Origin of the sequence: Burkholderia sp. CpTa8-5, assembly GCF_017815045.1 — a bacterium.
Lineage (GTDB): Bacteria > Pseudomonadota > Gammaproteobacteria > Burkholderiales > Burkholderiaceae > Burkholderia > Burkholderia sola.
On record NZ_JAGIQD010000001.1, the window covers coordinates 624446 to 647499 of the forward strand.

At 68.4% G+C, this 23054-nt stretch carries 19 protein-coding genes and 1 pseudogene; 9 read left to right on the forward strand and 11 right to left on the reverse strand.

Features of this window, described 5'->3' with window-relative positions; all coding sequences use genetic code 11:
• Nucleotides 1–40: 40 nt before the first annotated feature.
• The 3 genes from J8I35_RS02850 to J8I35_RS02860 all read right to left on the reverse strand — a co-directional run bounded on the left by J8I35_RS02850 (nucleotide 41) and on the right by J8I35_RS02860 (nucleotide 1980).
• Nucleotides 41–547, reverse strand: coding sequence for a low affinity iron permease family protein (locus J8I35_RS02850; RefSeq protein WP_209924404.1), 507 nt, complete (start codon nucleotides 545–547; stop codon nucleotides 41–43).
• 157 nt (nucleotides 548–704) lie between these two features.
• Nucleotides 705–1445: an FRG domain-containing protein gene (locus J8I35_RS02855; protein WP_209924405.1), complete on the reverse strand. Its 741-nt coding sequence runs from the start codon at nucleotides 1443–1445 to the stop codon at nucleotides 705–707.
• 151 nt (nucleotides 1446–1596) lie between these two features.
• The gene (locus tag J8I35_RS02860) at nucleotides 1597–1980 is read right to left on the reverse strand and encodes a DUF305 domain-containing protein (RefSeq protein WP_209924406.1); all 384 of its coding nucleotides are present in this window, start codon (nucleotides 1978–1980) and stop codon (nucleotides 1597–1599) included.
• Nucleotides 1981–2149: 169 nt separating this feature from the next.
• Between J8I35_RS02860 and J8I35_RS02865 the strand changes: the two genes are divergently transcribed.
• The 5 genes from J8I35_RS02865 to J8I35_RS02885 all read left to right on the forward strand — a co-directional run bounded on the left by J8I35_RS02865 (nucleotide 2150) and on the right by J8I35_RS02885 (nucleotide 10086).
• On the forward strand, nucleotides 2150–3997 hold the full coding sequence (locus J8I35_RS02865; RefSeq protein WP_209924407.1) for a thiamine pyrophosphate-requiring protein: 1848 nt from the start codon (nucleotides 2150–2152) through the stop codon (nucleotides 3995–3997).
• Between the two features lie 300 nt (nucleotides 3998–4297).
• A complete protein-coding gene (gene coxB / locus J8I35_RS02870) occupies nucleotides 4298–5359 on the forward strand; it encodes a cytochrome c oxidase subunit II (RefSeq protein WP_209924408.1) in 1062 nt (353 codons plus the stop codon).
• 13 nt (nucleotides 5360–5372) lie between these two features.
• Entirely contained in the window at nucleotides 5373–8021 is a 2649-nt protein-coding gene (gene ctaD / locus J8I35_RS02875) for a cytochrome c oxidase subunit I (protein WP_209924409.1), read from the forward strand.
• Nucleotides 8018–8419, forward strand: coding sequence for a hypothetical protein (locus tag J8I35_RS02880; RefSeq protein ID WP_050013932.1), 402 nt, complete (start codon nucleotides 8018–8020; stop codon nucleotides 8417–8419). The genes ctaD and J8I35_RS02880 overlap by 4 nt, the downstream gene beginning before the upstream one ends.
• Nucleotides 8410–10086: a cytochrome c gene (locus J8I35_RS02885; RefSeq protein WP_245170054.1), complete on the forward strand. Its 1677-nt coding sequence runs from the start codon at nucleotides 8410–8412 to the stop codon at nucleotides 10084–10086. Before J8I35_RS02880 ends, J8I35_RS02885 begins: the two co-directional genes overlap by 10 nt.
• A gap of 21 nt (nucleotides 10087–10107) precedes the next feature.
• On the opposite strand, the pseudogene J8I35_RS02890 reads toward J8I35_RS02885, so the two are convergent.
• Both J8I35_RS02890 and J8I35_RS02895 read right to left on the reverse strand, forming a co-directional pair.
• Nucleotides 10108–10305 (reverse strand): annotated as a pseudogene (locus tag J8I35_RS02890) (addiction module antidote protein); the annotation flags it as partial.
• 63 nt (nucleotides 10306–10368) lie between these two features.
• The gene (locus J8I35_RS02895) at nucleotides 10369–11829 is read right to left on the reverse strand and encodes an efflux transporter outer membrane subunit (protein ID WP_209924410.1); all 1461 of its coding nucleotides are present in this window, start codon (nucleotides 11827–11829) and stop codon (nucleotides 10369–10371) included.
• A 77-nt stretch (nucleotides 11830–11906) separates the two neighbouring features.
• On the opposite strand from J8I35_RS02895, the gene J8I35_RS02900 reads away from it, so the two are divergent.
• The 4 genes from J8I35_RS02900 to J8I35_RS02915 all read left to right on the forward strand — a co-directional run bounded on the left by J8I35_RS02900 (nucleotide 11907) and on the right by J8I35_RS02915 (nucleotide 17708).
• Nucleotides 11907–12524 (forward strand): TetR/AcrR family transcriptional regulator, encoded by a 618-nt coding sequence (locus J8I35_RS02900; protein WP_050013935.1) that lies wholly within the window; start codon nucleotides 11907–11909, stop codon nucleotides 12522–12524.
• Nucleotides 12525–12606: 82 nt separating this feature from the next.
• The gene (locus J8I35_RS02905; RefSeq protein WP_209924411.1) at nucleotides 12607–13731 is read left to right on the forward strand and encodes an efflux RND transporter periplasmic adaptor subunit; all 1125 of its coding nucleotides are present in this window, start codon (nucleotides 12607–12609) and stop codon (nucleotides 13729–13731) included.
• Complete coding sequence (locus J8I35_RS02910) at nucleotides 13728–16868, forward strand: efflux RND transporter permease subunit (protein WP_209924412.1); 3141 nt, start codon at nucleotides 13728–13730, stop codon at nucleotides 16866–16868. The genes J8I35_RS02905 and J8I35_RS02910 overlap by 4 nt, the downstream gene beginning before the upstream one ends.
• Before the next feature lie 33 nt (nucleotides 16869–16901).
• Nucleotides 16902–17708: an oxidoreductase gene (locus J8I35_RS02915; protein WP_204384546.1), complete on the forward strand. Its 807-nt coding sequence runs from the start codon at nucleotides 16902–16904 to the stop codon at nucleotides 17706–17708.
• A 75-nt stretch (nucleotides 17709–17783) separates the two neighbouring features.
• On the opposite strand, the gene J8I35_RS02920 is transcribed toward J8I35_RS02915, so the two are convergent.
• From J8I35_RS02920 to catA, 6 genes are all read right to left on the reverse strand, one after another.
• On the reverse strand, nucleotides 17784–18182 hold the full coding sequence (locus tag J8I35_RS02920) for a RidA family protein (protein WP_209924413.1): 399 nt from the start codon (nucleotides 18180–18182) through the stop codon (nucleotides 17784–17786).
• 109 nt (nucleotides 18183–18291) lie between these two features.
• Entirely contained in the window at nucleotides 18292–19068 is a 777-nt protein-coding gene (benD, locus tag J8I35_RS02925; RefSeq protein WP_124630987.1) for a benzoate diol dehydrogenase BenD, read from the reverse strand.
• Nucleotides 19065–20087, reverse strand: a complete 1023-nt coding sequence (gene benC / locus J8I35_RS02930; RefSeq protein WP_209924414.1) for a benzoate 1,2-dioxygenase electron transfer component BenC — start codon at nucleotides 20085–20087, stop codon at nucleotides 19065–19067. The genes benD and benC overlap by 4 nt, the downstream gene beginning before the upstream one ends.
• A 40-nt stretch (nucleotides 20088–20127) precedes the next feature.
• On the reverse strand, nucleotides 20128–20616 hold the full coding sequence (benB, locus tag J8I35_RS02935; RefSeq protein WP_124593680.1) for a benzoate 1,2-dioxygenase small subunit: 489 nt from the start codon (nucleotides 20614–20616) through the stop codon (nucleotides 20128–20130).
• Nucleotides 20613–21971, reverse strand: coding sequence for a Rieske 2Fe-2S domain-containing protein (locus tag J8I35_RS02940; protein ID WP_050013943.1), 1359 nt, complete (start codon nucleotides 21969–21971; stop codon nucleotides 20613–20615). Before J8I35_RS02940 ends, benB begins: the two co-directional genes overlap by 4 nt.
• A gap of 122 nt (nucleotides 21972–22093) precedes the next feature.
• Nucleotides 22094–23035 (reverse strand): catechol 1,2-dioxygenase, encoded by a 942-nt coding sequence (gene catA, locus J8I35_RS02945; RefSeq protein ID WP_209924415.1) that lies wholly within the window; start codon nucleotides 23033–23035, stop codon nucleotides 22094–22096.
• Nucleotides 23036–23054: the final 19 nt, after the last annotated feature.

Sequence of the window (23054 nt, forward strand, 5' to 3'; positions counted from 1 at the left end):
GCCGCGCACCGCTCGATCGGAGGATCCGAAGATCCGGCGATCACGATGCGGGCGGCGTGTCGGCCGTTTCCGCGCGCGTCCCGCCCGGCTCGTCGTCGCCGCGCTCGGCCGCCCGCTGCGCCATTTCCACGTAGGTCTGCGCCAACGCGCGCAATTCTTCCTCCGACGCATCCTCGATCCCGATCAGCCGGTCGCTCGCCGCGCGCGTGACCGCGAGCAGTTCGTCGAGCTTCAGGTGCAACGCCACGCTGTCGCGATTCTGGTTGCGCTGCAGCAGGAACACCATCAGGAACGTGATGATCGTGGTGCCGGTATTGATCACGAGCTGCCACGCGTCGGAGTAGTGAAACAGCGGCCCGCTGACGAGCCACAGCACGGTGATGGCGACCGCGCTGCCGAATGCCACCGGCGAGCCGGCCCAGGTGGTCACGCCCGACGCAAAACGTTCGAACGCGCGGGTGACGGTGTTCCCGGCCGGCCGGGAACCGGCGCCGGGCTCGCACGCCTTGTCGCGACGGCCGCTCGGGGGTTCGTTGGGTTCGCGCATGAAAGCCTCCGGATTCGATCGTTTGTTTGAATGCGCGCATGAGCCGCCTTGCCGCCCGCCGCGAACCGGTCGCAAGCTGGGGACTTGGGGTTCGGTCCCGTGTGCGCGCCGTCGAGACAAGCATCGCGCGTGCCCGGCCGCACGGCCCGCGCGGGGTTTACTGCGGCGTGTGCGTGTCCTCGTCGTCCGGGAAATAGCGCGTGTCGGTCAGTTGCGCGATGCCGTCGAGATCCGGAAAGATCGTCGCGATGCTCACGCCGACGCCGGCCAACTCCTGCCGGATCGTCGCGAACCGGCCGCCCGGCACGACGATCCGCATCAGGCGGCCGGCGAGGTCCGCGTCCTCGTCGAGCGGCACGAAGCGATCGCCGCGCGGGTCATAACGGTGGATCGTGAACCAGCCGTCCTGCGCGGTGATCCTCGGCATCACGTGACGCGGCCGGAACACCTTGGTGCGCGTGACCTCCAGCGGCGCGCGCCGTTCGGCGGCGGTCGCGATGTCGTCGGCGTCGTGCGACAGGCACCACACCACGCCGTCTCCGCCCGATTCGCTCGCGCGCCTGACCGCGAACCACAGCGCGGCCAGCGCGTTGCCGGACCAGTCGAGCAAGCGCGTGCGCATCCCGTGCTGCTGCGCGAGCGCGAGCCAGTCGCACGCATCGAGGTTCTGTCCGGGTTCGAGATGCGGCAGCGCGCGCCGCGTGAATTCGTCGAGCATCCGCGCTTCGACGTCGGGCGACGCGCGCTGCCGCGCAATACCCGGCACGAGCGGCCAGCCCACGTTGCACTGGCCGCGAAACAGCCGCAGCGCCATCGTCTGCCGCTGCGCGCCGATCACGGCCATGTAGTCGGCCACGCTGTCGATCGCGCGATCTTCGGCCGCACGCTTATCGTCCATGCATCGTGCCTCCTGCCGCGGCTGCCCGTGCGCGCGGCCATTCCGTCGGCGCGGGTCCGGGATCGGCGCGTGCATCGCCGCTCGCTGGCCGCGGAACGGCCGGGACGGCCGGCTGCGTATCGCCCTGCGTATCTCCGTCTCGCATCGCGGTTCACGGCGTCTTGCCGTGCGCCTTCTGCCAGCGCTCCATCAGCGCGATCTCGTCGCGCTGCGCGGCGACGATCCGGCTCGCGAGTTGCCGCAGCGTCGGGTCCTTGCCGTATTTGAGTTCGACCTGCGCCATGTCGATCGCGCCCTGGTGATGCGGCGCCATGTGCGCGACGAAATCGCGGTCGGCGTCGCCCGTGTATGGCGCGCTTTCCATCGCTTCCATCATCTTGCGATCGGCGCGCTTGAACGCCTGCGTGGACGTGTCGGGCACGCTGGCGGGATCGGGCGGGCGCAACTGTCCGGCTGCGGGCAGCGCCGTCGCGCACGCCGCCAGCAATGCGCAGGCTGCACCGCGGCGTATGAACGAACGGTTGAATGCAGACATGTGACGATTCCTCGACAAGAAAGTGAACGGTTCGCGTGCGGCATCCTCGCTCGTCAGCACACGTCGTATCGGCCACAGGCGGGCAACCGCTGTGCCCGACGCACGCGGCGCGGCACGTGCCTTGCGCGGCCGCCTCGCATCAGCTCATCCCGAACCAAGGAGAAACGGCATGGCGACAGTGGCGGATTTCATCGTCGAACGGCTGTACGACTGGGGCGTGCGCCGCATCTACGGCTACCCGGGCGACGGCATCAACGGATTTTTCGGCGCGCTGAACCGCGCGGACGGCAAGATCGAATTCATCCAGGCGCGCCACGAGGAGATGGCGGCCTTCATGGCGTCCGCGCATGCAAAATTTACAGGCGAGCTCGGCGTATGCGTCGCGACGTCGGGCCCGGGCGCCGCGCACCTCGTGACGGGCCTCTACGACGCGCGGCTCGACCACATGCCGGTGCTCGCGATCGTCGGCCAGCAGGCGCGCGCGGCACTCGGCGGCCACTACCAGCAGGAAGTGGATCTTCCGGCGCTTTTCAAGGACGTTGCAGGCGCATTCGTTCAGCTTGCGACGGTGCCCGGCCAGGTGCGCCATCTGGTGGACCGCGCGGTGCGCACCGCGCTCGGCGCGCGCGCGGTCACCGCGCTCGTGCTGCCGAACGACCTGCAGGAGCTCGACTACGCGCCGCCGAAACGCGCGCACGGCACCGTACATTCGGGGGTCGGCTATACCGCGCCGAAAGTCGTGCCGTATGCGGACGACCTGCGACGCGCGGCCGACGTGCTCAACGCGGGCTCGAAAGTCGCGCTGCTGGTCGGCGCCGGCGCGCTGAAGGCGACCGACGAAGTGATCGCGGTAGCAGACAAGCTCGGCGCGGGCGCCGCGAAAGCGCTGCTCGGCAAGGCCGCGCTGCCGGACGACCTGCCATGGGTCACCGGCTCGATCGGGCTGCTCGGCACCAAGCCAAGCTACGCGCTGATGACCGAATGCGACACGCTGCTGGTCGTCGGCTCCGGTTTTCCGTATTCGGAATTCCTGCCGAAGGAAGGCCAGGCGCGCGGCGTGCAGATCGACCTGAAGGCCGACATGCTGAGCCTGCGCTACCCGATGGAAGTCAATCTGGTCGGCGACAGCGCCGAGACGCTGCGCGCGCTGCTGCCGCTCTTGAACGAGCGGCGCGACACCGCGTGGCGCGACCGGATCGCGAAATGGAACCGCGACTGGCACGACACGCTCGCGGCGCGCGCGGCCGCGAAGGCGAGCGCCGGGCGCGGCGTGAATCCGCAGCGCGCGTTTACCGAGCTGTCGCCGCGCCTGCCCGACGACGTGATCCTGACGAGCGATTCGGGCTCCTGCGCGAACTGGTATGCGCGCGACCTGATGATGCGGCGCGGGATGATGGGCTCGCTGTCCGGCGGGCTCGCGTCGATGGGCGCCGCGGTGCCCTACGCGATCGCCGCGAAATTCGCGCATCCGGTGCGCCCGGTGATCGCGATGGTCGGCGACGGCGCGATGCAGATGAACAACATGGCCGAGCTGATCACCGTCGCGAAATACTGGCGCCAGTGGCCCGATCCGCGCTGGATCTGCATGGTGCTGAACAACGAGGACCTGAACCAGGTCACGTGGGAGCAGCGCGTGATGGAAGGCGACCCGAAGTTCGACGCGTCGCAGCGGATCCCGAACGTGCCGTACTACCGCTTCGCGACGCTGCTCGGCCTCAAGGGTATCTACGTCGACGATCCGGAACAGCTCGGCGCCGCGTGGGACGAAGCGCTCGCGTCCGACCGGCCGGTCGTGCTCGAAGTGAAGAGCGACCCGGAGGTGCCGCCGCTGCCGCCGCACGTGACGCTGCAGCAGGCGAAGCATTTCGCCGAAACGCTGGTGAGGGGCGACCCGCGCGAGGGCAACGTGATCGTCGAGACCGCGCGGCAGGTGTTGTCGGCCGTGCTGCCGGGCGACCACGGCGACAAGGCCGACAAGGCCGGCAAGGGCAGCAAGGACGGGAAAGGCGAATCGTAAGGCCGCGGGACGGCGCGACGTTCACGGTCGGTTCTGGCGTTTTGCGATGATGGCCGGCACGCCGCCGCTGTCGCTGTCGCGCCGTTCCGGAACTTGATCCGCACAGCAAACGACCTTCCGCCCGCCACACGCGCGCGTAAAAACGCGTCACTCAATTTACAAGCCGGCTGTGACGTACCGGCCGTTGCGCGCGGCATTCCGCACCCCCGCACGACTGCATACGTGCGAGCCGCGCGCGCACGAAACTTGCTCTGCCGCGAACGGTTGTCGTCACGCCGCCGAATGCGGCAAGGAGTCGCGTTGCTCGTCCCGCTGTCCAGGAACACGCGTCATATCGCATGCATCGCACCGTTCGCTTGGGCGGCCGCGCCGATCGTCGCGCGCGCGGCCGCCGAGCGTGCCGAGCCCGGCAATCCGGCCGCGCCGCTGCCGCTCGCGTACGTGATCCATGCGGCAGGCCCCGCCGCGCAGCCGGTCTTCGTGCTCGGCTGGGCGCTGCTCGCGCTGTGCACGTTCGTGTGCGTCGCGATCGCCGTGCTACTGCTGATCGCGCTGTTTCGTCGTCGCGCGCAGGCGGGCGGCGGCTACGGCAGCGGGCTGACGATCGTGACCGTGGGCACCGCGATCTCGATCCTGCTGCTGTTCGGCGCGCTCGTGTACATGCTGCGCGTGCTGGGCGCGATCGCGGCGCCGCCGCGTCCGCCCGCGCTGACGATCGTCGTCACCGCGCAAGACTGGTGGTGGGCCGTTCGTTATCCGGACGATGCGAACGGCCCGGGCTTCGTCACCGCGAACGAAATCCGTATTCCGGTGGGCGAGCCCGTCGCGATCGAACTGAAGAGCGCCGACGTGATCCATGCGTTCTGGGTGCCGCAACTCGCCGGCAAGACGCAGACGATTCCCGGCCAGACCAACCGCCAATGGCTGCAGGCCGACCGGCCGGGCATCTACCGCGGCCAATGCTCGCAATACTGCGGCGCGCAGCATGCGCACATGGCGTTCGAAGTCGTGGCCGAGCCGCCGGACGCGTTTCGTGCGTGGCTCGCCGCGCAGCGCCAACCGGCCCAGGCACCCACGGCGAGCGCCGGCGCCGAACGACGCGGCCAGCGCGTGTTCGCCGCGCGCTGCGCGGGCTGCCACGCGGTGCGCGGCACCGACGCGACGGGCGACGCGGGCCCCGATCTCACGCACGTCGGCACGCGCCGGCTGCTCGCGGCCGGCACGCTCGACAACACGCCCGACAACCTGCGCCGCTGGATCGCGCATGCGCAGCAAATCAAGCCGCAATCGCTGATGCCGTCGATCGCGCTCGCGCCACGCGACGCCGACGATCTCTCCGCGTATCTCGCGACGCTGCACTGAACCGAGGATGCCGATGGCCATTGCCCGCGACACGCCCGCCCCGCTCAGCCGCGTACCCGATCTCGGCGACGCGCCGCCCGGTTCCGCGCACGAGCGCGCGCTGGCCGAGCTGTGGGAATCGGAACCCGGCTGGCGCGGCTGGCTCGGCACCGTCGATCACAAGCGCATCGGGCTGCGCTACATCGTCACCGCGTTCGCATTCCTGCTGCTCGGCGGCGTCGAGGCGCTCCTGATGCGCATCCAGCTCGCGCGGCCGAACGCGACGCTGCTCACGCCCGCGCAATACGATTCGCTGTTCACGATGCACGGCGTCACGATGATCTTCCTGTACGCGCTGCCCGTGCTGTCCGGCTTCGCGAACTATCTGTGGCCGCTGATGCTCGGCTCCCGCGACATGGCGTTTCCGCGGCTGAACGCGTTCTCGTACTGGGCGTTCCTGTTCGCCGGGCTGTTCCTGTACGCGAGCTTTCCGCTCGGCGCGGTGCCGGACGGCGGCTGGTTCAACTACGTGCCGCTCACGTCGCTCGACTACAGCGCCGGCGCGAACATCGACATCTACGCGCTCGGGATGATCCTGCTCGGCATCTCGACGACCGGCGGCGCCGCGAACTTCGTCGTCACGTTGCTGCGGATGCGCGCGCACGGCATGTCGATCGACCGGGTGCCGATCATCGTGTGGGGCACGCTGACCGCGTCGGTCGCGAACCTCGTCGCGGTGCCGTCGGTGAGCCTCGCGTTCCTGCTGCTGTGGCTCGACCGCAATGCCGGCACGCATTTCTTCGACGTCGCGCACGGCGGCCGTCCGCTGTTGTGGCAGCACCTGTTCTGGATGTTCGCGCATCCGTGGGTCTACGTGGTCGTGCTGCCGGCAATGGGGATCGTGTCGGACGCGCTGCCGACCTTCTGCCGACGCCCGCTCGTCGCATACGAGGCCGTCGCGGTATCGACGGTGGCGACGATGCTGATCGGCTTCGAGGTGTGGGTCCATCACATGTTCGCGACGGGCATCGCGCCGCTCGCGCTCGCGTTCTTCGGCGCCGCGAGCATGCTGATCTCGATTCCGAGCGCGGTCGCGGTGTTCGCATGGATCGCGACGATCTGGACCGGCCGCCCCGTGTTTCGCACGCCGTTCCTGTATTTCGCGGGCTTCGTGCTGATGTTCGTGATCGGCGGCGTGTCCGGCGTAATGACCGCGGCCGTGCCGCTCGACTGGCAGCTCACCGATACGTACTTCGTCGTCGCGCACCTGCACTACGTGCTACTCGGCATCAACGTGTTTCCGGTGCTCGGCGGCGTCGCGTACTGGTTCCCGAAATTCACCGGGCGGATGATGAACGAGCGCGTCGGCAAGCTGACCTTCTGGGTCGTGCTGGTCGGCTTCAATCTCGGGTTCTTCCCGATGCATATTTCCGGGCTGCTCGGGATGCCGCGCCGCATCTATACCTATCCGTCCGGGATGGGCTGGGACACGTCGAACCTGCTGACGACGATCGGCTCGTTCGTGTTCGGGATCGGCATCGTGATGTTCGTCGTCAACGCGCTGGTGAGCGCGCGGCGCGGCGTGCGCGCCAGCGAGAATCCGTGGGGCGCGGCGGGCCTCGAATGGTCGGTCGCGTCGCCGACGCCCGTGTACAACTTCGCGGTGCTGCCGCTCGTCGCGTCGCGGCATCCGCTGTGGGAAACGCGCGACGATCCGGCGCGCACCAGCCTGCGGGTCGGCTACCGGCTCGCCGATGGGCGCGAGGCGCTCGCGGTCACGCCGCTCGCCGCCGCGCCGAGCGCGATCCTGAAGATGCCCGAAGACAGCTGCATGCCGTTCGTGCTCGCGCTGCTCGCGACCGCCGTGTTCGCGGCGATGCTCGCGCGCTCGCCGACGCTCGTGTGCGTGGCAGTCGCCGGTTGCGCGATCGCGACCGCCGCGTGGCTGTGGCCGCGCCGCGAACTCGGACAACGCGCGCGCCTGCCGGCCCGCGCCGACACGCAGGCGCCTGCCGCGGCCGCCGGGCGTCATCCGGACGAGCCGCCGTCGGCGACGGCGCCGGCAGCCGCGCCGGCCGCGTGCATCGAGCCGCTGCCGGTCGGCAGTTGCGGCGAACGCGCGGGCGGCTGGTGGGGCATGCTCACGCTGATCGTGACCGAGGCCGGGCTGTTCGGCTACCTGCTGTTCTGCTACTTCTACCTGCAGTCGCAGTGGTCCGCACCGTGGCCGCCCGAAGGGATGCCGAAGATCGGGCTCGCGGCCGCCAACACGGTCGTGCTGCTGTCGAGCAGCGTGTTCGTGTGGCTCGCCGAGCGCGCGGTGCGGGCCGGCCGGCAGGCGCGCGCGGTCGCGCTGCTCGTCGTCGCGCTCGTGCTCGGCACCGTGTTCGCGCTGGTTCAGTTGCACGAATGGCGCGATCACCCGTACGGCCCGACCGCGCACCTGTACGGCAGCCTCTACTTCACGATCACCGGGTTCCACCTCGCGCACGTCGTGGCCGGTCTCGCGATCCTCGCGATCCTCGCGCTGCTCGCCGCGTGGACGGCCGCCGGTTTCTTCGGCCGCGAGCGACGCGTCGCGCTGACGGTCGGCGGGTTCTACTGGCACTTCGTCGACATCGTGTGGCTGTTCATCTTCACCGCGCTGTATGTGTCGCCGTTCTGGCTGAGGAGCACGGGATGAGCGATGCACGACGCGCGTGGACACCGTTGCTCGCGATCGCGGCGGGCCTCGTCGGCGCGCCCGCGCTGTGGTTCGCGCAAATGCTGGTGTCGGAGACGCTCGCGTCCACCGCGTGCTATCCGCTCGGTGTCGCGCAGGCCGCGCCGCGCTGGGCGCACGTCGGCGTGTGGCTCGCGCTGATCGCCGCGGGCGCGTTCGCGCTGGCCGCGGCCTGCGCGACCTGGCTCGCGCACGCGTGGCGGCACCGGCACGATGCCGATGCGCGTGCCGCGACGCGCGACGGCAGTACGCGCTTTCTCGCGCGCTGCGGCATGCTCGCGGCGCTCGGTTTCGTGATCGGTCTGGTGTTTACGGGGATCGTCACCGCTTTCGTGGGGCCTTGCAGTCCATGGCGCTGATCCCGTTCGCTTCGTTTCCGTTCCCGTTCCGAGTTCTGGGCCAGCGCGCGGGTGTCGCGTTTGCGGTATGCATCGCGCTCGGCGGATGCGACATGCAGCGCGACGACAACGCGGCCGCGGCCGGCGACACGGCCGACGCCGCGTCGGCGGCGGAAGCGCCCGAGCCCGCATCGGGCTGGCGGTTCGTGCGGATTCGCGCGTCGGCGGCCGATGCCGGCGCGTCAATGTCCGCTCGCGTGAAGGACGACCGTCGGCTGTCACGCGACCGGGACGCGTCAGTGGCGGATGCGACATCGTCCGCGGCGCCCACTCCGCCGCCCGATGCTGCGTCTGCCTCGACTGCCCGCCGCCCGATAATCGCCGCGGCGGCCGCGAGCGCCGACGCCGCGACGCTCGCACGCGGCCGCTATCTCGCGCTCGCCGGCGATTGCGCCGCGTGCCACGACGCGGCCGACCATACGCCGTACGCGGGCGGCCAGCCGGTGAATTCGCCGTTCGGGCCGATCTATGCGCCGAACATCACGCCGGACCCGACGCACGGCATAGGCCACTACACGCTACGGCAATTCGACGATGCGATGCGGCGCGGCGTGCGCGCGGACGGCAGCCGGTTGTATCCGGCCATGCCGTACCCGTCGTTCGCGCACCTGAGCGACGACGACGTGCGCGCGCTGTATGCGTATTTCATGCGCGGCGTCGCGCCGTCCGCGAATGCGGCGAAACTCACGCAACTGCCGTTTCCGTTCAACCAGCGCTGGGCGCTCGGGCTGTGGAGCCTCGTGTTCGCGAACCGCGACCGGTTCACGCCGCAGCCGTCGCAATCGGCGCAATGGAATCGCGGCGCGTATCTCGTACAGGGGCTCGGCCATTGCGGCGCGTGCCATACGCCGCGCGGGCCGGCCTACAACGAACGCGGCTACGACGAACGCAGCCCCGCGTTCCTGACCGGCGGCATCAACGACCACTGGTTCGCGCCGAACCTGACCGGCGCGGTTCCGGGCGGCCTCGGCCGGTGGTCGGCCGACGACATCGCCGCGTTCCTCCGCAGCGGTCATGCGGCGCGCGGCGCGGTGTTCGGCGCGATGGCGCCGGTCGTCGGCGAAAGCACGGCGTTGCTGACGGAGGACGATCGTCGTGCGATCGCCGTGTACCTCAAGTCGTTGCCCGCGCAACCGACTGCCGCGACGAATCCGCTCGGTGTCGGTGTCCCGCGGCTGACGGTTGCCGGCCCGCGTCCGGAAGGCGGCCAGCAGGCGCCGGGGGCCGGCGTGTATGCGGGGTTCTGTGCACGCTGCCATGGCGCCGAAGGTAAAGGCGTGCCGGATCACGGGCCGGCGCTCGCGGGCAGCTCGATCGTGCTCGCGGCCGATCCGACGAGCACGATCCGGATCGTGGTCGAGGGTGCGCGGCCCACGCCTGGCAAGCCGGGGCCGGTGCAGCGGATGCCGGCGATGCGCGGCGCGCTGACGAGCGGCGAGATCGCGGCGGTGGTCAGCTACGTGCGCGGTGCGTGGGGGAATCGGGCGGCGCCGGTGTCGGAGCAGGATGTGAGGCGGTTGCCGGGGGGCGATCAAGCGGTAGCGGCGTGCTGCTCGCGGGGCTTCCCCTGCGATGCCGGCCGGATCAATGCGGACCGGCCCGGCACGAATGTTTCAGCCCGGCCCTGACGATATCAGCCGTGGGCCGCCGCGGTAGAGCGCTTCACGCTTCACACCGGACTCGCGCGCCAGCGCCGTCATGCCGCGCGCCTTCGCGACGTTCCCGAGCGCGGCCTGGATCAGTCGAGGATCCCCATCTTCGAACGCCTGCGCCAGGTCGTGACGAATCGCTTCTTCGTCCTTCAGGTACTTCGAGCCATCGAATTCGGCCAGTTCGCTGATTTTCATCTTCAATCCTCCAGTGCTGATCGCGGCGCTGCCGACCGGGTCGAAGGCCATCGGTCCGTTCCGCTACCGATTCGCAACAGCCTGCGCTTCCGGCGCCTGCCACCCACCGCCAAGCGCCTTGAACGCCGCGACCGCCGCGCGCGCCGCTTCGGTTCGCGCCTGCACGCGTTCGTCCGATGCGCGCAGCAGGCTTTCGTCGGCCTGCAACACCTCGATCAGGCTGACCACCCCTTTCTGGTAAGCCGCGAACGATGCGGTCCGCGCGCGGCCGAGCGAATTCACGCCGTCGCCGAGAATGGCTGCCTGCTCGTCCCGCTTGACGAGCGCCGAGAAGGCATTCTCGACGTCCTCGGTCGCGTGCAGCGCCGCGAGCCGATACGCGGCCAGCATTTCGGCATCCTGCCCTTTGGCCTGCGCGATCTGCGCATTGATCCGGCCGAAGTCGAACAGGCGCCAGCGCAGCCCGAGCACGCCCGCCGCCTGGTTCGCGCCGCCGGCAAACAGGTTGCCCGCGCCCATCGTCGTCGCGCTGCCGATCAGCCCGCTCAGCGAAAACTTCGGGTAATACTCGGCGATGGCCACGCCGATGCGCGCGTTCGACGCCGCCACGCGCCGCTCGGCGACGATCAGGTCGGGCCGGCGCCGGAGCAGTTCGCCGGGCGTGCCCGTCGCCGCAATCCGAGGCGCAACCGGCACGTCGCCGCCGGCGAGCAATTCCGCGCGATGCGTGCCGGGCTGCGCGCCGAGCATCACGTCGAGCGCATTCATCGCCGCGTCCAGCGCCGCTTCGAGCACCGGCACCGTCGCGCGTACCTGCGCGAGCGCGCCTTCGGCCTGCCTCACCTGAAGCTCCGCCGCGAGGCCCTTTCCATAGAGCAGGTTGAGCGTCGACAGCAGATCCTGCTCGGTCCGCACCTGGCGCCGCGCGACGTCGAGGCGGCCCTGCAACCCGCGAATCGTGATGTAGGTGTCCGCGGTTTGCGCGGCGACGGCGAGCCGCGTCGCGACCGCCGCCGCTTCGGATGCCTGATAATCGGCGAGCGCCGCTTCGCGGCCGCGGCGCAACCCGCCGAATACGTCCAGTTCCCAACTCGCGTTGAGATCGGCCTCGTAGTCGTTGCCATGACGGTCGAAACCGGGTGTTGAATTCAACACGCGCCCCAACGGCGTTTCGACCGACTGGTAGACGCGCGCGGCCTGCCCGCTTACATTGCCCGACGGCAGCAGCGCCGCGTTCGCCGCACCGAGCCCCGCGCGCGCCTGCTCGACGCGCGCCGCGGCCTGCGCAAGATCGAGGTTCTGCGCGAGCGCCAGCGTGATGTATTGCGTCAGTTGCGGATCGCCGAAGCCCGTCCACCACGTCGCGAGGTCGGCGTCGGCCGCCGCGTGGCGCTGGTCCACGGCGCGCTGACCCTGGAACTGCTGCGGCATCGCCACGTCCGGCCGCACATAGTCGGGACCGACGGCGCACCCCGCCGACAAGATGGCGGCCAGCGCCGCGGCAACGATGGGTTTGGGTAGCATGTGGGCTTTAGCAAGAATCCGGTAGTGACTATAATACCAAATAGTCACTTTTTGTCCATTCCTGTCCGTTGCAGCCCATGAAAAAAATCGACCCTTCCCCGGCGCCCGCGCGCGGCCCGGCCGACCACGACGTCCGCGACCAGATCGTGGCCGCCGCCACCGAGCACTTCAGCCGGTACGGCTACGAAAAGACGACCGTGTCGGACCTCGCGAAGGCGATCGGCTTCTCGAAGGCCTATATCTACAAGTTCTTCGAGTCGAAACAGGCGATCGGCGAGATGATCTGCGCGCACTGCCTGCACGAGATCGAGACGGACGTGCGCGCGGCTGTCGCCGAGGCCGAACTGCCTACCGAAAAGCTGCGGCGGATGTTCAAGGTCTTCACCGAGGCGAGCCTGCGGCTGTTTTTCCGCGACCGCAAGCTGTACGACATCGCGGCGTCGGCCGCCACCGAAAACTGGCCGTCGGTGCAGGCCTACGAGGCGCGCGTGCAGAAGCTGCTGCAGGACGTCCTGCAGGAAGGCCGGCAAAACGGCGAGTTCGAGCGCAAGACGCCGCTGGACGAAACCGCGACCGCGATCTACCTCGTGATGCGGCCGTACCTGAACCCGCTGCTGCTGCAGTACAACCTCGACACGACCGACGCCGCGCCCGCCCAACTGTCCAGCCTCGTCCTCCGAAGCCTCGCACCGTGATGTGCTCCCATTTGTGACCATTGACTATATTGGTCACTAGATACACAATGAAAGCCCCGATCACTTCATCACTGGGTCTTTCATGGTTCGGCGTCGCCTCGCTTTCTTCGCAGTCGCTTCCGCACTGCCCGTCGCGCTAGCCGCCTGCAGCGGAAAAGCGCCGTCCGATCCGCGCACGGAGGCGCCGCTCGTGCGCACCGCCGTCGTGCAGGCGGCCGTCCCCGCGTCCCGCTCGTTTACCGGAACCGTCGCCGCGCGCGTGCAGAGCGATCTCGGCTTCCGGGTAGCCGGCAAGGTGCTGGAGCGGCTCGTCGATACCGGGCAAACCGTGCGGCGCGGCCAGCCGCTGATGCGGCTCGACCCGGTCGACCTGAAGCTCGCGGCGCGCGCCCGCGACGAGGCGGTCGCCGCCGCACGGGCCCGCGCGCGGCAGACCGCCGAGGACGAAACGCGCTACCGCGACCTGCGCGGCACCGGTGCGATATCGGCATCCGCGTACGACCAGGCCAAGGCCGCGGCCGATGCCGCGAAAGCGCAGTTGAGCGCCGCCGAGGCCGACGCCGACGTCGCGCGCAATGCGACCGGCTATGCGCAACTCGTCGCGGACGGCGACGGCGTGGTAATGGAAACGCTCGCGGAACCCGGCCAGGTCGTCAGCGCGGGACAGCCGGTGGTGCGGCTCGCGCACGCCGGCAGCCGCGAGGCCGTGATCCAGCTGCCGGAAACCCTGCGTCCGGCGATTGGGTCGCTCGCGCAGGCCGGGCTGTTCGGCAAGCCGGACGTCGGCGTCCCCGCGACGCTGCGCCAGCTTTCCGATACCGCGGATGCGAGAACGCGTACTTTCGAAGCGCGCTACGTGCTGCAGGGCGCGCTGGCCAATGCGCCGCTCGGCGCGACCGTCACGGTCCGCCTGCAGGACGACGCGCGCACGGCTTCGCCACGCGGCATGCAGGTACCGATCGGCGCGCTGCTGGACGCGGGCAACGGGCCCGGCGTGTGGGTCGTCGCCGGCGAACCGGCCAAGGTGACGTGGCGGCCGGTCAAGGTCGAACATCTCGACGACGACGGCGCGCGCGTGGCCGGCGACGGCACGCTCAAGCCAGGCGAGCGCGTCGTCGCACTCGGCGCGCAGTTGCTGCACGAAGGCGAAGCGGTCCGCGTGTCTGCGCCGGCCGCCACCATCGCGAGCGAAGGAGCACGGCCGTGAGCGAACGCCGCTTCAACCTGTCCGCGCTCGCCGTGCGCGAGCGCGCGATCACGCTGTTCCTGGTCTGCCTGATTTCGCTGGCCGGCCTCGTGTCGTTCTTCAAGCTGGGCCGCGCGGAAGATCCGGCGTTCACGATCAAGGTGATGACCGTCATCACCGCATGGCCGGGCGCCACCGCGCAGGAAATGCACGACCAGGTGGCCGAAAAGATCGAAAAGCGCATGCAGGAGCTGCGCTGGTACGACCGTACCGAAACCTATACGCGTCCGGGCCTCGCGATCACGACGCTGACGCTGCTCGACAGCACGCCGCCGTCTGAAGTGCAGGAGCAGTTCTACCAGGCACGGAAAAAGATCGGCGACGAGGCGACCAACCTGCCGGCCGGCGTGATCGGCCCGATGGTCAACGACGAATACGCGGACGTCACGTTCGCGCTGTTCGCGCTGAAGGCCAGGGGCGAACCGCAGCGCCTGCTGGTGCGCGACGCCGAAGCGTTGCGTCAGCGGCTGCTGCACGTGGCGGGCGTGAAGAAGGTCGACATCATCGGCGAGCAGGCCGAGCGCATCTACGTGCAGCTGTCGCACGACCGGCTCGCGACGCTCGGCGTGAGCCCGCAGGACGTATTCGCGGCGCTCAACGGCCAGAACGTGCTGACGGCGGCCGGCTCCGTCGAGACGCGCGGGCCGGAGATCTTCATTCGCGTGGACGGCGCGTTCGACAAGCTGCAGAAGATCCGCGACACGCCGATCGTCTCGCAGGGCCGCACGCTGAAGCTGTCGGACATCGCGACCGTCGAGCGCGGCTACGAAGATCCGTCGACGTTCATGATCCGCAACAACGGCGAACCCGCGCTGCTGCTCGGCATCGTGATGCGCGACGGCTGGAACGGGCTCGACCTCGGCCGCGCGCTGGACGGTGAAGTCGGCGCGATCAACCGCGAACTGCCGCTCGGCATGAGCCTGACCAAGGTCACCGATCAATCCGTGAACATCAGCTCGGCCGTCGACGAGTTCATGGTCAAGTTCTTCGCCGCGCTGCTCGTCGTCATGCTGGTGAGCTTCGTCAGCATGGGCTGGCGCGTGGGACTCGTCGTCGCCGCGGCCGTGCCGCTGACGCTGGCCGTGGTGTTCGTCGTGATGGCCGCCACCGGCAAGAACTTCGACCGCATCACGCTCGGCTCGCTGATCCTCGCGCTCGGGCTGCTCGTCGACGACGCGATCATCGCGATCGAAATGATGGTCGTGAAGATGGAGGAAGGCTATGGGCGCGTGGCCGCGTCGGCCTACGCGTGGAGCCACACGGCCGCGCCGATGCTGGCCGGCACGCTGGTGACTGCGGTCGGCTTCATGCCGAACGGCTTCGCGCGCTCCACCGCCGGCGAATACACGAGCAACATGTTCTGGATCGTCGGGATCGCGCTGATCGCGTCGTGGGTCGTGGCGGTGGTGTTCACGCCATATTTCGGCGTGAAGATGCTGCCCGAGTTCAGGAAGATCGAAGGCGGCCACGACGCGATCTACGACACGCCGCGCTACAACCGCTTCCGCCAGCTGCTGACGCGCGTGATCGCGCGTAAATGGCTGGTCGCGGGGTCCGTCGTCGGCCTGTTCGTACTCGCCATTCTCGGCATGGCGGTCGTCAAGAAGCAGTTCTTCCCGATCTCCGATCGCCCCGAGGTGCTCGTCGAGGTGCAGATGCCGTACGGCACGTCGATTTCGCAAACGAGCGCCGCCGCGTCGAAAGTCGAAGCGTGGCTCGCGAAGCAGAAGGAAGCGCGGATCGTCACCGCGTACGTCGGCCAGGGCGCGCCGCGCTTCTATCTTGCGATGGGGCCGGAGCTGCCCGATCCGTCGTTCGCGAAGATCGTGGTGCGCACCGACAGTCAGGACGAACGCGACGCGTTGAAGGCGCGCCTGCGCCGCGCCGTCGCCGACGGCCTTGCGCCCGAAGCGCGCGTGCGCGTCACGCAGCTCGTGTTCGGCCCGTATTCGCCGTTCCCGGTCGCGTATCGCGTCACCGGCCCCGATCCGGACACGCTGCGCGGCATCGCGTCCGACGTCGGGCACGTGATGAACGGCAGCACGATGATGCGCACGGTCAATGCCGACTGGGGCACGCGCGCGCCGACGCTGCACTTCACGCTGCAGCAGGATCGCCTGCAGGCGGTCGGGTTGACGTCCAGCGCGGTCGCGCAGCAGCTGCAGTTCCTGCTGACCGGCGTGCCCGTCACCGCGGTGCGCGAGGATATCCGGACCGTGCAGGTCGTCGCGCGTTCGGGCGGCGACGCGCGGCTCGACCCGGCGCGGCTCGACGACTTCACGCTCGCCGGCGCGAACGGGCAGCGCATTCCGCTGTCGCAGGTCGGCAAGGTCGACGTACGGATGGAAGAGCCGATCCTGCGCTGGCGCGATCGCGTGCCGACGATCACGGTGCGCGGCGACATCGCCGACGGCTTGCAGCCGCCGGACGTATCGGCCGCGATCACGAAGCAGCTTCAGCCGATCGTCGCGCGGTTGCCGAGCGGCTACAGGATCGAGGAAGCGGGCTCCATCGAGGAATCCGGCAAGGCGACGAAGGCGATGCTGCCGCTGTTCCCGATCATGCTCGCGATCACGCTCGTCATCATCATCTTCCAGGTGCGCTCGATCTCGGCGATGGTGATGGTGTTCATGACGAGCCCGCTCGGGCTAATCGGCGTGGTGCCGACGCTGATCCTGTTCGGGCAGCCGTTCGGCATCAACGCGCTGGTCGGGCTCATTGCGCTGTCGGGAATCCTGATGCGCAACACGCTGATCCTGATCGGGCAGATCCATCAGAACGAACAGGCCGGGCTCGATCCGTTCCATGCGGTCGTCGAGGCGACCGTGCAGCGCGCGCGGCCGGTGATCCTCACCGCGATGGCGGCCGTGCTCGCGTTCATTCCGCTCACGCATTCGGTGTTCTGGGGCACGCTCGCGTACACGCTGATCGGCGGCACGTTCGCCGGCACGATTCTCACGCTGGTGTTCCTGCCGGCGATGTACGCGATCTGGTTCAGGATCGGGCCGGGTCGTGCCGCCGGCTCGCATCGCGGCGAACCCGAACCGGCGTCACTGACCGACTCCACGCTCGCGGCCGCGCTCGACGCACGCAACTGACGTGCCCACCATTCACTCTCGAAGGAAACAGTCATGTCGAACCCTACCGTTGTCGTCGTGACGGGCGTGTCTTCGGGCATCGGGCGCACCACCGCAGAGCAGTTCGCCAGACGCGGGTGCCGGGTGTTCGGTACCGTGCGCAGCATTGCCCGAACCGCACCCGTCGCCGGCGTCGAGTTGATCGAGATGGACGTGCGCGACGATGCGTCCGTTCAATCCGGAATCCGTACGATCGTCGAGCGCGCCGCGCGTATCGACGTGCTCGTCAACAATGCGGGCACGAGCCTGATCGGCGCGGTGGAGGAAACGTCGGTGGTCGAAGCGGCGGCGCTGTTCGACACCAACGTGTTCAGCATCCTGCGCACGGTGCAGGCGGTGTTGCCGCACATGCGCGCACGGCGCGGCGGACGCATCGTCAACGTCAGTTCGGTGCTCGGGTTCCTGCCCGCGCCGTACATGGGCCTCTATGCGGCGTCCAAGCATGCGGTCGAGGGATTGACCGAAACACTCGATCACGAGCTGCGCCAGTTCGGCATTCGCGCGACGCTGGTCGAACCGTCGTTTACGCGGACCAGCCTCGACGTCAATGCGCCGCGCGCGAGCGCGAAGATCGCCGACTACGACCGCGAACGGACGCTTGCGGCGCGCGCGGTCGTCGACAACGTGAAAGCTGCGCCCGAGCCCGACGGGGTGGCGAGCACCATTGTCGAGGCCGCGCTCGGCGCGTGGCGCATGCGACGCGCGCCGAGCGGCGAGGCGTCGCTTCTGCGTACGCTGCGGCGCTTCATGCCGGCCGGCCCGGTCGATTCGAGCCTGCGCAAGAAATTCCGGCTCGGGTGACGGGACGATCGATGCAAGCGCCTTATCGTCTCAAGGGGGCCGCAAGGACGGTTCCCTCGCAACGATACCCGTCGATCACCGCCGCAGCACCGCCACCGCCTTGATCTCGACGATATAACCGGGCGCGCCGCCGAGCATGTGCGCGCCGACGGCCGTCCATGCCGGCCGCGGATGCGCATGGAAATAGCGGTCGCGCACCTGCATGAACAGCGGCAGGTCGCGCATGTCGGTGTGGAACGTCGTGAGGTCCACGACGTCGTCGAACGAAGCACCGGCCGCCTCCAGCACGTGCTTCAGATTCTCGAACGCCTGCACGATCTGCGCTTCGCGATCCTCGACCCGCTGCATCGCGGCGTCGCGGCCGATCTGGCCGGATATGTAAAGCGTATCGCCGACCCTCACTCCCGGCGCATAGCCGATTTTTTCGTACACGGCCTCCAAGCCGGCCGGGATGATCGCTTCGCGTTTGCTCATGAGTGTCTCCATGGCCGGGTTTGCCGCGCCGACCGGTTACGTGATCGTTGTCGTGCGCACGGCAGCAGCGCGTGCACTGTGAAGCACAGCAAATCGTCACGCGTGCCCCTCAACCCGTATCCCCACCCGCGACCGGCAGCACCGTCCCGGTGATGTAGCTCGCCTCGTCCGACGCGAGGAACAGGATCGGCGCGATCTGCTCGTCGAGGCTGCCGTAGCGCTTGAAGTACGTCGATTCGGTCACCTGCCGTACGGCCTCGCCCATCCACGCCTGTTCCTGCTCGGTGTCGCCGGCCGCATTGCGCGGCACGCGGCGCGGCGGCGCGCTGGTGCCGCCCGGCGCGGTGGCGACGACGCGGATGTCGTGTTCCGCATATTCCATCGCGAGCGCCGACGTCAGCGCGTTCACGCCGCCCTTCGCCGCCGAATACGGCACGCGGCGAATGCCGCGCGTCGCATTCGACGAGATGTTGACGATCGTGCCGCCGCCGCGCGCGATCAGGTGCGGCAGCACGGCGTGACACGCATAGAGCGTCGGCATCAGCGAGCGGCGGATTTCCGCGTCGATCTGCGCCGGCTCGAACTCCGCGAACGGCCGCATCCGGATCGCGCCACCGACGCCGTTGATCAGGATGTCGATGCCGCCGAACGTCTGCACCGCATACGCGATCGCCGCATGCGCGCCTTCGTACGTTTCGAGATCGGCGACGAAGCCGGCCGTCTCGCCACCGGTCGCTTCGGCCGCCACGTCGGCGACGAAATCCGCGCGATCGACGAACAGCACCTTGCCGCCCTCGGCCGCCGCGCGCAGCGCGACACCGCGGCCGATGCCCTGCGCCGCGCCGGTGACGACGACGACCTTGCCGGAGAATCGTTGCATGGTCATGCCGCCTTTGCCGTGACGTTGGGGGTGAACTTCTCGTAGTGGAAGCTGTTCGGCTTCACGCCTGCATCGTCGAAATACTGGCGCACCGCATCGACCATCGGCGGCGGCCCGCACAGATACACGTCGACGTCGCCGTCGTTCAGCGCGTCGGCCGGGATGTGCTGCGTGACCCAGCCCTTGCGTGCGTGGTTCGACGCCGAATCGGCAACGACCGTCGCGAAGCTGAAGTTCGGCAGCTTCGCCGCCAGCGCTTCGATCGCGTCGACCAGCACGAGATCGAGATCGCGCGTGACGCCGTAGATCAGGTGCACCTTCTGCTGCGACCCGCTGCGCGCGAGCACGTCGAGCATCGACAGGAACGGCGCGAGGCCCGTGCCGCCGGCGAGGAACAACAGCGGCCGCTGCACGTCGCGCAGATAGAAGCTGCCGAGCGGCCCGTGCAGTTCGAGCGTGTCGCCGGGCCGCGCGGATGCAAGCCACGTGCTCATTACGCCGCCGGGAATCTTCTTGATCAGGAATCCGACCTTTGCGTCGCCCGGCGCGGACGAGAACGAATACGACCGATGCTGGCCGCTGCCCGGCACACCGATGTTCACGTACTGGCCCGGCAGGAACGCCGGCGCATTCGCGCCGACGTCGAGTTCGAGCACGACGGCCGCATCATTGTGCTGCTCGACCTTCGTGACCGTCGCGACAACGCTGCTTTGCCCGGTCTTGCACGCGACCGACGACGTCGGCACCGCGATCACGCAATCGCTGTGCGGCACCATCTGGCACGTCAGCACGAGGCCGCCGTCCTTTTCGTCCTCGGTGAGCGCATCGTCGATGTAATCGTCGCCGAGGTCGTAGTGCCCGCTTTCCGCACGGCACTTGCAGGTGCCGCACACGCCGTCGGAGCAATCCATCGGCAGGTTGATCTTCGCGCGGAAGGCTGCGTCGAGCACCTTCTCGCCGGCCTTGCAGTCGATGAAGCGGGTTACCCCGTCCTCGAAATTCAATGCAATCTTGTAGCTGGACATCGCGTCACCTCCACTTCCTTTCATGGCAAAACAACGGGCGTCAGACGTGATACACGTCGAGCACCTGCCGGATGTAGTCGTTTTTCAGCACGATCTTCTTGTGCGAAATCAGCAGTGCGTCGCCCGCCCGGCGCAACGTGACGAACATCGTGCCGAAGAAGTGATCGGTCACGCGATAACGGTGGTTCAGCGTGTGGAAGTTGTAGCGCACGTCGACCTCGTCGTCGCGTTCGGCCAGCACCTCGACGTTCGTCACGTTGTGGCTGGTGCGCGGCTCGGGCGTCGATGCGCCGCTGCGCTCGGTCTTGATCCGGAACACGCGATCCTCGAGGCCGCCGCGGTCCGCGTAGTACATCAGCGAGATCTGGCGCTGCGGATCGTCGGTCGGCCGATCGTCGTCGTCCCACGCCGGCATCCAGTACGTGACGTCCTCCGTGTAGCAGGTCAGCCACGCGTCCCACTCGCGATCGTCGAGCAGGCGCGCCTCGCGATACAGCGCCGCGCAAATCGTCCGGTAATCGAAGCTCATGCCGCCACCTCCCCGCGTTCCTTCTTCAGCGCATCGCGCATCACGTTCACCCAGTGTTCGTGCTGACACACGAACAGTCCTTCGTCCTCGCTGCGCTCGCCCGAAATGCGCGGGTTCAGCCCCATCTTTTTCGCGTTCTCGTCCGGCCCGTCGATCCACAGCGGCGCGCCGCGCGACAGGTCGTTCCACATCGCCGTGATGCCCGCATAGCCGGCCTGGCACGCACGAAACTCCTCGAGATCGTCGGCCGTGCCCATGCCGCTCACGTTGAAGAAATCCTCGTACTGGCGAATCCGCGTCGTGCGATCGGCTTCGCTCTCGCCCTTTGGCGCGAAGCAGAAGATCGTGACTTCGGTTTTGTCGACGCCGAGCGGCCGCACCACGCGGATCTGCGTGCTGAACTGGTCCATCAGGAACACGTTCGGATACACGCACAGGTTGCGCGTCTGGTTCACGATGAAATCGGCCTGAACGTCGCCGACGCGCGCACGGATCTCGTCGCGGTGCTGGTACACGGGCCGCACTTCCGGGTTCATCGTCTGGGTCCACAGCAGGATGTGGCCGTGGTCGAAGCCGTACACGCCCGCGACCGACTTGCTCCAGCTGTTCGCATCGACCGCCTTGGTGCCGTCCTCCTTGCGGCGGCTCATCGTCGCCGCATAGTTCCAGTGCACGGTGCTGACGTGGTAGCCGTCGCAGCCGTTTTCCATCTGCATCTTCCAGTTGCCTTCGTAGATGTAGGACGAGTTGCCGCGCAGCACTTCGAGCCCGTTCGGCGCCTGGTCGACGATCTGGTCGATGATCACGCGCGCTTCGCCGAGGTAGTCCTCGAGCGGCAGCACGTCGGCGTTGAGGCTGCCGAACAGGAAGCCGCGATAGTTCGCGAAGCGCGCGACCTTCTTCAGGTCGTGCGAACCGTGCGTGTTGAACTGCACCGGATACTCGGTCGTCTTCTCGTCCTTCACCTTCAGCAGCTTGCCGGTGTTCGAGAAGGTCCAGCCGTGGAACGGGCACGTGAAGCTGCCCTTGTTGCCGTGCTTGCGGCGGCACAGCATCGCGCCCTTGTGCGCACACGCGTTGATCACCGCATGCAGCTCGCCGCCCTTGTCGCGCGTGATGACGATCGGCTGGCGGCCGATCCACGTCGTGTAGTAGTCGTTGTTGTCCGGAATCTGGCTTTCGTGCGCCAGGTACACCCAGTTGCCCTCGAAGATGTGCTTCATCTCGAGTTCGTACAGCTCCGCGTTCGTGAAGATGTCGCGACGGCAGCGGAAAATGCCGGCCGCCTTGTCATCCTGCACGGCGGTTTCCAGCAGGTGATCCAGTTCGTTGGTAGCGTCGATCGTGACGGACATGATGGCTCCTTCCATGCGCGTGCCGCGTCCTGCAAGCACGCTCGCATCGATATCGGTTGAATCTCGGGGGACCGGCCGGCAGCGGCGACGCACGCACGCGCGCCACCGTGCTGCCGGACGGGTTATGCCGTGGCTGAGGCGCGCAGGCGGTCGACGATCTGGTTGTCCTTGCCCTGTACGCGCGGCGTCAGCACGAAGTTGAATTCGATGTCCTGGTACGCATCGGTCTTCATGCCGAGCGCCGTGCCGCCGGTCTTGTCGGTCACGGGCGGAATCAGCTCCTCGCGCGTCGCATACGCGAAGTCGTCCCAGATCAGCGGATCGCCGTCGATGTTGAACTGCGTGGTCAGCTTTCGATGGTCATCGCTCGTCACGAAGAAGTGCACGTGCGCCGGGCGGTTGCCGTGTCGGCCGAGACGGTTCAGCAGTTGCTGCGTCGCGCCCTGCGGCGGGCAGCCGTAGCCGACCGGCATCAGCGTGCGGAATTCGTATTGGCCGTCGGCGCCCGTCTTCACCGCACCGCGCAGGTTGAAGTCGCTCTGCTTGCCGGTCGGGTCGAAGTGCGAATAGAAGCCGTGCGAATTCGCATGCCAGCATTCGACCAGCGCGCCGGCGATAGGCTTGCCGTCGAGATCCTTCACCGTGCCGTGGATCACGAGCGGGCCCGCGCCGTCGTCCGCGTCGAGGTCGATCTTCGCGACGCCGTCGCGCACCGGGGCGCCCGCCACGTACAGCGGCCCCTCGATCGTGCGCGGCGTGCCGCCGTCGAGGCCGATCGCCTCGTCCTCGGCATCCATCCGGATGTCGAGATACTTCTCGAGACCGAGGCCGGCCGCGAGCAGCGCCGCTTCGCCATCCTGACCAAGCTTGTTCAGATAGTTCACGCCGGCCCACACTTCGTCGGGCGTGATGTCGAGATCGTCGATCGCCTTGAACAGGTCGCCGAGCAGGCGCAGCACGATCTGCTGCGTGCGTGCGTCGCCGCCGGCGCCGCGCCCGCCCGCGTTCGACGCGGCCTTCAGCAGGTCCTGCACTTCGCGGGTATCGAAAACTTTGACGCTCATGATGCTGTCTCCACGTGTA